This window comes from Algicola sagamiensis DSM 14643 (genome assembly GCF_000374485.1).
GTDB classification, from domain to species: domain Bacteria; phylum Pseudomonadota; class Gammaproteobacteria; order Enterobacterales; family Alteromonadaceae; genus Algicola; species Algicola sagamiensis.
Map to the genome: position 1 here is coordinate 393958 of NZ_KB894491.1, position 11541 is coordinate 405498.

Genomic DNA, 11541 nt, shown 5'->3' on the forward strand with positions numbered 1-11541 from the left:
AAGGAAGAATGAGGCACCAAGTCAGTACCTCAGCTTGTACTCTGCATTTTTTAGCATTTCTCGAGGGCAATACAGCCGACGGAATACCCTGCACCAAAAGAACATAAAATAGCTTTATCACCTGCCATCAGGTCTTGATGCGTTCGATGGTAAGCAATGATCGACCCCGCAGAAGCCGTGTTTGCAAATTCATCCAAAATAATGGGCGCTTCATCATCCGTTGCATCACGCCCCAAAATCTTCTTCGCAGCAAAAAGATTCATATTGATATTCGCTTGATGTAACCACATTCTGCGAACACTCTCGACAGACCACTCAAGTTCTTTCAACTGAGACGTGATCACATCCACAACGATCGGAAGTAATTCTTTAAAAACTTTTCGGCCTTGCTGTTTAAAAAATGGATTGTCATCAGGCAGCTCAGCATGACAGTGGTCTGTGTAAGAATAATCACAACGGATATTATTCGAAAAGCTGGTCTTCAGCTTACTTGCAATGACTTTGAACGCGTGCTCTGAAGTACAAGTCTCTTTCTTCTCAAGAATCGTTGCTGTACACACATCGCCAAAAATAAAGTGACTGTCTCGGTTTTTATAATTCACCTGCGGCGAAGCAAACTCTGGATTGACGACAAGCGCGACACTCGCCATACCTGACTGAATTGAAGCAATGGCATTGGAAATACCAAATGTTGCCGAAGAACAAGCGACATTCATGTCATATGCATAGCCACCTGCACCCAATTCTTTTTGTAACTCCACGGCCAAAGCTGGATATGAACGCTGCATGTTTGAACATGCAACAATCACCAGGTCAACATCTTCTACAGTCTTATTCGCTGCTTCGAGAGCCTGTTTGGCAGCATGAACGGCCATTTCCACCATTTCCGGCGCTTGCTCTTCACCACGCTTTGGAAACATGGGACGCATAACTTTTGGGTCAACAATACCATCTTTGTACAACACATAGCGCGCACGGATACCAGATGCTTTCTCGATAAATTCTGCACTGGATTGAGGGAGTGCTTCTATCTCTCCTGACTCAATTTCACGTTGATGTTCCGTATTAAACGCATCTACATAGGTGTTATAGGCACTTACCAGTTCTTCATTGGTCACCACATTCGGTGGCACATACAGACCAGAACCGGAAATCACGATATCTGTCATGGAACTCTCTTCATCATTTTCAATGCTTTGAATTGCCCTCATTATCAGGACAATTCAAATAATTACAAGTTTAAGTCAGCGATTTAATCGCTGTACTGATCCCATCCAGTGTCAATGGAAACATTCTTTCATCCATGAGTCCTCTCATCTGTTGAATCGAGGGGTAATATCCCCAAATTTCCTCTGATTGAGGGTTCAGCCATGCCGCTTTATCAAAATGATGCACCAATCGCTGCATCCAAACTTCTCCCGACTCCTCGTTCCAGTGTTCCACGCTACCTCCTGGGTATGCGATTTCATAAGGCCCCATCGTCGCATCACCGACAAAAATCACTTTATAATCGCGCCCAAAGCGATGAATGATATCGAATGTATCAATCACTTCACTGTAGCGTCGTGTACTATCTTTCCAAACGCCTTCATAAATGCAATTGTGAAAGTAAAAAAATTCAAGGTGTTTGAATTCACCATGCGCCGCAGAGAACAAGTCCTGGCAAATTTGAACATGATCATCCATCGACCCGCCGACATCAAAAAACATCAGTACGTTGACAGCATTATGTCGCTCTGGGCGCATATTCACATCCAACATACCTTTTTTAGCTGTTCCATGAATCGTTTCGTGCAGATCTAATTCTTCACTCGCACCGACACGGGCAAACTTACGTAATTTTTTCAGCGCCAACTTCATATTTCTGGAACCTAATTCTGCATCTGAGTCGAGATTTCGAAAAGCGCGCTTATCCCAGACTTTCGCGGCCTGCCGATTTCGATTCCCTTTTTGGCCGATGCGGATCCCTCCAGGGTGGAAGCCATAAGCTCCAAAAGGTGAAGTCCCGCCTGTCCCAATCCATTTATTGCCACCAGCATGACGCTTTTGTTGTTCCTTCATCCGTTCGCGAAATTTTTCCATCAGCTCTTCCAAGCTACTCAGTGATTGAAGTTTGGCTTTTTCTTCTTCAGTCAAAAACTTCTCGAATTCCTTACGTAACCATTCCTCGGGGATTTCTCCTTCCAGCCAGTCAATGGATTGAATACCCTCAAAATATTCACCAAATCCACGGTCGAAACGGTCGTAATGCGTTTCATCTTTCACTAAAACGGCGCGAGAGAGATAATAAAAACCTTCAATATCTGCAAAAACGATCCCCTTTTCCAGCGCATTCAGCAAATCGAGATATTCCCGTAGAGTGCAAGGTACTCGATGTTTGCGTAACGTCATGAAAAAATCGATCAGCATCTTAAGCTCCGTGCCTACGTGTCATAAAGGCTATTTTTTCGATGAGAGAAACATCCTGTTCATTCTTTAATAGCGCACCAAATAATGGCATCAAACCGCCTTCGTTTTGCTTGTCTTGAAGCACCGCTGGATCGATATCTTCTGCAAGCAGTAATTTCAACCAATCAAGCAGCTCTGATGTAGATGGTTTTTTCTTTAATCCAGTCACTTCTCGAAGCTGGAAAAATGAATTGAGGGCAACGGCGAGGAGATCTTTTTTCAAGTCAGGGTAATGTACATTGACGATTGCCTGCATTTCTTCTGGTGTTGGGAATTGAATGTAATGGAAAAAGCAACGACGGAGAAAGGCATCTGGAAGTTCTTTTTCGTTATTTGAAGTAATGATGACTATCGGTCTTTGTTGCGCACTGATCACTTCCTGCGTTTCATACACATGAAACTCCATGCGATCCAGTTCTTGTAACAAATCATTAGGAAACTCAATATCCGCTTTATCGATTTCATCTATCAGTAAAACGGGACGATTGGGGGCTTCAAATGCCTGCCATAGCTTTCCTTTGACAATATAATTACTGATGTCATGAACACGCTCATCACCAAGTTGACTGTCTCTTAATCGGGATACGGCATCATATTCATATAACCCTTGTTGCGCTTTGGTTGTTGACTTGATGTGCCATTGGATCAGATCTGTATCCAAAGCTTTGGCTAATTCTTCTGCCAACATGGTTTTGCCTGTCCCTGGCTCTCCTTTGATGAGTAATGGCTTTTCCAGTGTTACTGCCGCATTGACGGCCAGTTGCAACTCCTGCGATGCAATATATTCGTCCGTACCACGAAATGTCATACCTTTTTCTCTTTTCAAATGGTGATTTATCCTGCATTGTATCGGAGTGTCTGACAACATCACAATCATGTACGATGAATTATCTCTTGCGATATATGAATAAAAAATTATAAAAAAATGCTCATGTATAACGTTTAGACATAATTTATAGCGAAACTATCCTTCTTTCTCACGCTGTTCAGAGTAAGCTTCTAAGGATGCAACGATGGGTAGGAAAAGCCTTTACCCAATGTAATTTTCTATGAGGTAAGAAACGATGACGGTATTTGAAGATAACTCACTTTCCATAGGGAATACCCCGTTAGTGAAGCTCAATCGTGTCACAAAAGGAAACGTGATCGCCAAAATTGAATCTCGCAACCCAAGCTTTAGTGTCAAATGCCGAATCGGTGCCAGCATGATCTGGGATGCTGAGAAAAAAGGTCTCTTGAAAGAAGGAAAAGAAATTATTGAGCCAACATCCGGTAATACCGGGATTGCTCTGGCATTTGTCGCTGCATCTAAAGGTTATTCGCTGACACTAACCATGCCAAATACCATGAGCCTGGAACGTAGGAAACTACTCAAGGCGCTGGGTGCCAAGCTCGTCCTCACAGAAGGCCCAAAAGGAATGAAAGGTGCGGTCGATAAAGCCCAAGAGATTTACGATCAAAATCCAGAAAAATACGTCCTGCTGCAACAATTTGAAAACCCGGCAAACCCAGAGATCCACTTTAAAACAACCGGACCTGAGATCTGGGAAGGTACACAAGGTGATGTGGACGTGTTCATCGCAGGCGTTGGCACAGGTGGCACAATCACAGGTGTCAGCCGCTACTTAAAATACGAAAAGAAAAAAAAGGTGCTTTCCGTTGCTGTTGAGCCAAGTGATTCTCCAGTGATCTCACAAAAACTTGCGGGTGAAGAACTGAAGCCAGGTCCACATAAGATTCAAGGGATCGGCGCTGGATTTATTCCTGGCAACCTCGACCTGGAAGTGGTCGACCGTGTTGAGACTGTCTCCAATGAAGAGGCGATGGATATGGCACACCGTCTAATGAAAGAAGAAGGTATTCTTGCTGGCATTTCTAGTGGTGCGGCCATTGTTGCAGCCAACCGAATTGCAGAGCAACCAGAGTATACGGACAAAACAATCGTTGTTGTACTCCCTAGTTCAGCAGAGAGATATTTAACCTCTCCGTTATTTGCTGACTATTTTACTGAGCAGGAGCTCAGTCAATAACCCTCGTTTTGGGCTTATCTGTTTTTGCCCAGAGGGAACTATCTCCAACAACAAGTTGTGCACGCTACTCCCAACAGCGTGCACGCTTTTTTCTAGCAAAGTATCTCAGTTGATGATGTTGACCCAACTTTAAAACCAAATCATACTCAATAAATTCAAACGCTGAACAGCTTACATAGCTCATATGAGACTGTTGCTCATTTCTTTTTTATTGTTCACATTTCCTTTATTCGCCACACAGAAAATTGAAATTGTGACGGGTGAATGGGCTCCTTTTTCAGGAAAAAAGTTGCCTGAAAAAGGCCTTGTTTTACAAATTATTCGTGAAGCCTATCGGCAGCAAGGAGTCACCGCTGAATTTTTTTTCACCCCTTGGGCCAGAGCAATGCAGTTTGCAACATCAGGTAAAACGATTGCTTCAGCTTTCTGGGTCAAGAGTGCTGAACGCGAAAAAACGGTGATCTATTCAGACCCTGTGTTTCTTTCTACAGCTCATTTCTTTTATTTGAAAAAAGTACGATTTCACTGGAAGCAACCGACGGACTTATACGGTAAAAATATAGGAATTGGGCGTGGTTATTATTATGGAGACACGCTTGAAGATCTCGAGAAGAAGCAACGAATACAAGTCACACGAACCACACACGAAACAGATCTCTTTCAATTACTCATTCAAAACCAACTGGATTTGGTCATAACCGAAGTCAACATCGGCAGGTACATGCTACAAAATCAAATGAGAAGTAAAATGAGAGGACTGGTAGATGCCCATCCAACACCTTTCTATATCAGTGAACTTCATGTTGTCTATTCTCGAAAGCGGCATGAGAGCACCATGTTTCTCAAACAGCTCAATCAGGGGCTCAAAGCCATTCAAGAGTCCGGTCGTTATCAAGCGATCATCGACACTTATATGAATGGTGCGTTACGTGGAAAAATAGACTCAAATCTAAAGAAGGAATGAGCATACAAGAAACTTGAGCATATGTTAAAAATCACATGTTCAAAATATATACTCAAGGCGACTGTTCCTTGCATCCCATAGCTTAGTTCAGGATCAATAGGTATTGAGTGGCAGCAAAATTACTTAACCTCGTCTAAGCTGGTTCATGGATGTATGGCGAGGGTTGTGCTAAATTCTTGTTTTTTGTTCATGCTCTTTCATGCTCTGGTTAACACGCGATACTAGTTTTTGCGAATCAAACCCTCGGACATAACCATCCTTAAATAAAATGAGTGGGATGGGGCCCTCCCCTAAATTCTCATAGATTGTTTTCGCCGCTTTATCTTGATGGATATCTAAAAAGACAAAAGGCACCTGACGCTGTATAAACCATTGTTTTGTTTGTTCACAGAATTTACACCATGAAGCACCGACAATGATGTGTTTAGTTTGGTAGGCTGCAAGGATTTCAGAGAAATCTTGATTCACTTCAACCGGAAACTGCGAGACCGACTGTGTGTGTCGCCATTCAAAATACCAGCGACCACAAGCAAATGTCCCAAGAAAAACAGCAAATATGAAAAAAAAGACCTTGAGCGTATCAATGAGCTGTACAAGCGACATGGCCGACTTTACCTATACTATTTGACTGAGCTTTGCATTCCCGCAGCCACATCAGTCAGATGATATTGAATCGAAGTTTGCGTATCCATTCACCAATTGGTGTTGCTGACTTATCATACTTTTAGATAATAATGCCCTGACCATTGAAGTCAACTCAGAACCTTTTGACCCTTTGTTATTTTTTATTTAAAAACAATTGGTTATATGGGTTAACAAGATGAAAAATCGTAGGGAAACTTGATGACTTTTCTTACCTATAAATACAAAAAAAGTATCATATTTTGAATGACTTTATCGGTAAAGTAGAACAAAGTGTAAACTGAAAAATTAGCAACTTTTTTTGAATGAATATGTTTTTTCTTCGTTGTATTGCGAAAGGTGATTTCGCAAGATAGGATGAAAGATGCCCCTTGGAAAAATTCGACTGAGACACGTCTATGAAAGTGACAAAACGTCGTATCTGTACAACAGGTGCAGTGATGCTCGCTGCGATTGTTGGGTTTCATACTGCAGCAGAATACCGCTGTTGGTGCTCCGAAGCAGATGTGGACTTACAAGGTCAGGTGGTTTGCTTGCAATGGATGTGTTGGTCCTGACAAAAATGGCAACCCCGGAGCAAATTGCTCCGGTTTATTTCAAGGCGACTTTTTGCGAGTCCTTTTCGTCTTCATAAAGCGCGTTCAATCAGCTGCATCATTGCTTCTATATGTGCATCTGAATCATTCAAAGCTGGGATATAGGCATAGGTCTCACCACCGCTTTCCATAAAATATTCTCTGTTTTCTTCTCCAATTTCTTCGATGGTTTCCAAGCAATCGGCAGAAAATCCAGGACAAAAAACCTGCACATGCTTGAACCCTTCTCCTGGTAATGCTTTGAGCGTTTCATCCGTATATGGCTTCAACCACTCCTCTGGACCAAACCTTGACTGGAAAGTCACACGATAGTCGCACTCACGAACACCAAGACGAGCCGCTAGTAACTCTGCACTGCGCAGACATTGCTTTTGGTACGGATCACCTTTATCAACATAACTCTTTGGGATGCCATGAAATGAAAAAAGGAGTAACTCAGCACGTCCATTTTCTTTCCAGTATTCTTCAATCCGAAGTGCCATTGCTTCGATATATGCAGGTTCTTCGTGATATTCAGATATAAAATGTAAGCTGGGGACTTTTCTGGACTTTTGTAACACTGCTGAGACTGCATCAAAAGTAGAACCCGATGTTGAGCCACTATATTGCGGATACAATGGCAACACAATGACTCGCTCAATCCCATTTTCTTCAAATCGCTGAAAAGTAGAAGCAATTGAAGGGTTACCGTAGCGCATTGCAAAGTCAACGACGAGTTCCTGGCCGTACTTCACTTGTAAACGTTGTTTCAACTTTTCTTTCTGCGCAACAGTATAAGTCAGTAATGGAGAGCCTTCTTCTGTCCAAACAGTTTGATATGCTTCTGCAGAACGGCTTGGGCGAATATTTAAAATGACACCATTCAAGACCAGCCACCACAACCACCTTGGTTTTTCCACCACTCGAGGATCAGATAAGAACTCTTTTAAATATCGACGTAGCGCTGGTGTAGTCGGCGCATCTGGCGTTCCTAAATTAGTGATCAATACTGCTGTATTGGTTGTAGAAAATTGAATGTTCGGCTCGTTATCTATCATATTCTTTTCGATCATCACGGAAGGAGGCTCATATTTTAAAGGGTTAACGACCAATATTACCAATCAATTATTTACATCATCCTTCGCAAAAAATTTTTTTGCAAATTGTACAAACGTATGAACCTTTATTGCATGATGTGCATCTTTATGGGTCACTATCCATAAATAATAATCCCATTCTGATGGCGGCTCGATTAATTGTACGACACTTTCATGCTGTCCTGCGATCCAGCTATCCATCAACCCAACCCCAAAGCCAGATAAAACAGCCTGACGTAAAGAATGAAAACTGGAAACAGATAGATAGATCTGCGACTCAGGGACTTTTTCCTCCAACCATTTCACCGAAGCAATATGTGAATGACCGAGGATCTTGATAAATCGATGCTGCCTAATATCTTCCAACGACAGGTTTGCCCCAAATTGATCGATATACGCTCGGCTTGCATAAAGAGAGGACTGAAGTTTGGCCAGCTTCTGTGCAATATAGTCCGGCTCATTTGGCCCCTTCCCGGGACGAAAGCTGATATGCGCTTCACCATGCTCCAATTTTAGAACGCGTCTATCTGCAAGCAGCTCTATCTGTATATTCGGATGCTCGGTTTGAAATGCACGGATCACGGGAAGCACACGCGGTACTAATTCCTCCACTGTCGTGATCACCAAACGTCCCGTCAGTTGGCCATCCACACCTTGCAGCTTTCCCATTAACCTTTCAAACTCAGATTGTGCATTCTCTGCTGCTGAAAGTAACAGATAACCAGCATCTGTTGGTGTGTACCCCCGTGGGTGGCGATGAAACAACCGAGTATTGAGACGTTTTTCCAGCGCATTGATCCGACGCAATACTGTTGAATGATACACACCAAGGTCTTCTGCTGCTTTTGACAACGTTCCATGACGCATCACCATGTAAGCTGTATAAATATCGTGCCAGTTTTCTTTGTCTTTATTTTTCTCCATCAACTTTTCACCCCATAGAATTTTTGGCAACTTTTGTGCATATACGCACAAAACTATTGCATACATTCTGTTTATGTTCAAAAGAAACACTGACATACTTATGCTCAATGAACAGACACCACCAAGGAGTATCCAATGCAACCATCTAAAATTGTCGCACTATCAGGCAGCTTAAAAGAACGGTCACTCAACCAAAAGCTCATTCATGCAGCAGCAGCTCATATCGAAACCGCAGGGGCTGAAGTGATCCATATTCGATTAAATGACTTTCCAATGCCTTTGTTCTCAGAGGATATCGAAGCCCAAGAAACCCCATCAAGCGTCAATGACTTGAAAGCCATTTTTGCAGAAGCAGATGGGATCCTCATTGCGAGCCCAGAATACAATGGTTCAATGACAGCAGCCTTAAAAAATACGATCGATTGGCTTTCTCGTCCTTCCAAGAGTGTTGAGATTGGATCCGCTTTTGCTGGTAAGGCTGTTGGACTCGTTGCGACATCCCCTGGTGCACTAGGTGGACTTCGCGGGTTAAACCACGTCCGTGATGTTTTATTCAACCTAGGAGGAATTATTTCACCAAAAACCGTTGCAGTTCCTAGTGCATATAGCATTTTTTCTGAGTCAGGTGATATTCAAGATGAGAAAATCAACACAATGGTTCAGCAATCCATGCTGGCACTGGTCCAGTTAACTACCGCCCTAAAAGGTGAATAGCCCATCACATAATTCTGATAAATTGCGAATAATTTATCACTCATCAATGATTTTATTTGGCTTAGTTTTGATAAATTAAGCCTTTTTGACGATAATGACCTAAAAACAACTTTAACTCTTATATTTCAAATACATATCTTGATATTTGTCATGTTTTATCATTTTTTTGAAATAAAAATATGACAGCATATCCTCCCATTGTTTGATTTATCACCATATATGATATTTGATATACATCAACATGTTCCTATTTTAGCTATTGTGTGAGGTGCTGATTTTATTAGACTTAACTTGTCTCTACCGAATGGGGCAACCCAATTCGATGACATTACATAACCATAAAAAAAAGTGTGATTTCGAAATGCAAGATAAAAATGAGAATAACCTCAACATGGACGACATGGGGAATCAAACACTAAGTAACATTCATCAATGGATCCAGCAACAACATCAACGTAAAGCCAAACGGTGTCAAACACAGCCAACATATAATACTTGGTTGAATGAAGAAGTAGCCGAGTCAACTTTTGAAGAGAGAAGTCGGCTTTGCGAACTACTCAATATCAAATCAACACGGTACTCCTGTTGACAAAAAGTTGGGAGAAAGATTATGAAACACCTGCTGATGTTATTCGCCATATCCACCTTATTCGGGTGCCAAAAAAATCATATTGATACACTCTCGATTGGCTTTTCTACACCAGAAGGCAACGCTGTGTGGGTCTATGATGCCTCATTTGATAATGGCTGGAATATCACAGCAGGAAAGCTCGACTGTTGTTGGAAAGAAGCACACTCCGTCAACGGTGTATTCAATAATCACCCTCCCAAGCAACTATCTCTCCGCTGGAAAGACTTAAGCCAGGATGTGATCTATGATGCACAAATTGATCTCAGTGTCGACTTTGAAGAAAGGTTACAAGCACTGCCAGCCTATACAGTCGTTGACTCTGGAAAACGAATTTCTGCCAGAAAACACTTAATTATTGGGATCCACCATCAAGGTCAAGTTGAAGTCTGGCTGTCCAACAGTCGATCTCATAAAAATGTTAAAGGACGTGTATTACATACCGTTGGTAGAGCTGCTGCAAATATTCATGCATACCAACAACCCAAATCCCTCAGACGTACTCATGGCCCAAAAAAGCGTGTGACCCTGCTTTGAGGGCCTGTTTACCCGAATGAGGTCAAGTTTACTGATATAGAAATGATCAGCGTACAGCGTCCTGATGAGGAAATGACACTACATACCCCGTATTTCTTGATATCGGTCATTGCGCGAAGCACTTGGAGTGACTTGAAATAGCCGTTTATATTCACGACTAAATTGTGAAAGGCTGCTATATCCAACCTGATATGCAACCTCACCACTGGTCAGCCTGCCTTCATCAAACATACGCTTTGCTTGATGAAGACGAATGCTTTTGACATATTGAATCGGTGATACTTTTGTCACTGATTTAAAATGCTTAAAAAAAGTAGATGGACTCATATTTGCTATATTGGCAAGCTCTGCAACTTCCAATTGTTCTTGATAATGTCGCTGAATATAGTGGATCACCGTCGAAATTCTAAACCCGATTCTATCCTGAGCAACAAAGTCGCTAAGCACTTTCCCTTGCGGTCCTTTCAACAAATAAAACAACAACTCTTGCTGTATGAGTGGTGCAATAACACTAGTCGTCTCAGCATTTTTTAACGTTTGAAGCAATCGAACAAAGCAATCCTCTATTTGTTCATCAAGAGGCGTGATAAAAATACCTGGATCACATAACTGCGTATGCATCTCCATTTGAGGAGAGCATTGTTGGTGTAAAGCCTGTAACTGCTCAATAGGGATCTCCAGTCGCAATGCTAAAAATGGCTCGTCCTCCGTTGCAACAGTGACCCCTGCATAAAGCGGTAATGGTACTGACAAAATAAGATAGTGAAGATCGTCATAGCAATAAGTGTACTCATCAACATAAGCTCGCTTTTCTCCTTGAGCGACAACATAAATGCAGGGTTGGTAAATAACGGGTTTTGGCTGAGTTGGTTCAGAAACTCGTATTAAGTCTAATCCAGGAATATCCGTCTTCATGATTCCATTTTTAGTCACTAACATCTCAAGTCGCTGAGCGAGTCGATTTTGATACTTCATCAACCTT

At 42.1% G+C, this 11541-nt stretch carries 13 protein-coding genes; 6 read left to right on the top strand and 7 right to left on the bottom strand.

All coding sequences use genetic code 11. From position 1 onward, the window contains the following. Positions 1–50: 50 nt before the first annotated feature. From C505_RS0101820 to C505_RS0101830, 3 genes are all read right to left on the bottom strand, one after another. Positions 51–1169 carry a beta-ketoacyl-ACP synthase III gene (locus C505_RS0101820; protein ID WP_026317663.1) on the bottom strand — a complete coding sequence of 373 codons (1119 nt, stop codon included), beginning with the start codon at positions 1167–1169 and terminating at the stop codon, positions 51–53. 70 nt (positions 1170–1239) lie between these two features. Then, positions 1240–2409, bottom strand: a complete 1170-nt coding sequence (locus tag C505_RS0101825; RefSeq protein ID WP_018690892.1) for a vWA domain-containing protein — start codon at positions 2407–2409, stop codon at positions 1240–1242. A gap of 1 nt (position 2410) precedes the next feature. Further along, complete coding sequence (locus tag C505_RS0101830) at positions 2411–3256, bottom strand: AAA family ATPase (RefSeq protein ID WP_018690893.1); 846 nt, start codon at positions 3254–3256, stop codon at positions 2411–2413. A 256-nt stretch (positions 3257–3512) separates the two neighbouring features. On the opposite strand from C505_RS0101830, the gene cysK reads away from it, so the two are divergent. Both cysK and C505_RS0101840 read left to right on the top strand, forming a co-directional pair. After that, positions 3513–4478 (top strand): cysteine synthase A, encoded by a 966-nt coding sequence (gene cysK, locus C505_RS0101835; protein ID WP_018690894.1) that lies wholly within the window; start codon positions 3513–3515, stop codon positions 4476–4478. Positions 4479–4662: 184 nt separating this feature from the next. Beyond that, entirely contained in the window at positions 4663–5442 is a 780-nt protein-coding gene (locus C505_RS0101840; RefSeq protein ID WP_018690896.1) for a substrate-binding periplasmic protein, read from the top strand. A gap of 168 nt (positions 5443–5610) precedes the next feature. On the opposite strand, the gene C505_RS0101845 is transcribed toward C505_RS0101840, so the two are convergent. Next, entirely contained in the window at positions 5611–6045 is a 435-nt protein-coding gene (locus tag C505_RS0101845; RefSeq protein ID WP_018690897.1) for a glutaredoxin family protein, read from the bottom strand. A gap of 437 nt (positions 6046–6482) precedes the next feature. Here C505_RS0101845 and C505_RS24190 point away from each other — a divergent pair, with 437 nt between their 5' ends. After that, on the top strand, positions 6483–6641 hold the full coding sequence (locus tag C505_RS24190) for a hypothetical protein (protein ID WP_018690898.1): 159 nt from the start codon (positions 6483–6485) through the stop codon (positions 6639–6641). Positions 6642–6712: 71 nt separating this feature from the next. Here C505_RS24190 and hemH read toward each other — a convergent pair whose 3' ends face one another. Beyond that, positions 6713–7717, bottom strand: coding sequence for a ferrochelatase (gene hemH / locus C505_RS0101855; RefSeq protein ID WP_051090573.1), 1005 nt, complete (start codon positions 7715–7717; stop codon positions 6713–6715). Between the two features lie 63 nt (positions 7718–7780). Continuing rightward, the gene (locus C505_RS0101860; RefSeq protein WP_040439212.1) at positions 7781–8680 is read right to left on the bottom strand and encodes a LysR family transcriptional regulator; all 900 of its coding nucleotides are present in this window, start codon (positions 8678–8680) and stop codon (positions 7781–7783) included. 135 nt (positions 8681–8815) lie between these two features. Here C505_RS0101860 and C505_RS0101865 point away from each other — a divergent pair, with 135 nt between their 5' ends. From C505_RS0101865 to C505_RS0101875, 3 genes are all read left to right on the top strand, one after another. Then, entirely contained in the window at positions 8816–9394 is a 579-nt protein-coding gene (locus tag C505_RS0101865) for an NADPH-dependent FMN reductase (protein ID WP_018690901.1), read from the top strand. A 361-nt stretch (positions 9395–9755) separates the two neighbouring features. Continuing rightward, positions 9756–9983 (top strand): hypothetical protein, encoded by a 228-nt coding sequence (locus C505_RS0101870; RefSeq protein ID WP_157368725.1) that lies wholly within the window; start codon positions 9756–9758, stop codon positions 9981–9983. A gap of 21 nt (positions 9984–10004) precedes the next feature. Beyond that, a complete protein-coding gene (locus C505_RS0101875) occupies positions 10005–10559 on the top strand; it encodes a DUF2931 family protein (RefSeq protein WP_026317665.1) in 555 nt (184 codons plus the stop codon). A gap of 78 nt (positions 10560–10637) precedes the next feature. Here C505_RS0101875 and C505_RS21130 read toward each other — a convergent pair whose 3' ends face one another. Next, on the bottom strand, positions 10638–11534 hold the full coding sequence (locus C505_RS21130) for an AraC family transcriptional regulator (RefSeq protein ID WP_018690904.1): 897 nt from the start codon (positions 11532–11534) through the stop codon (positions 10638–10640). Positions 11535–11541 lie beyond the last annotated feature (7 nt).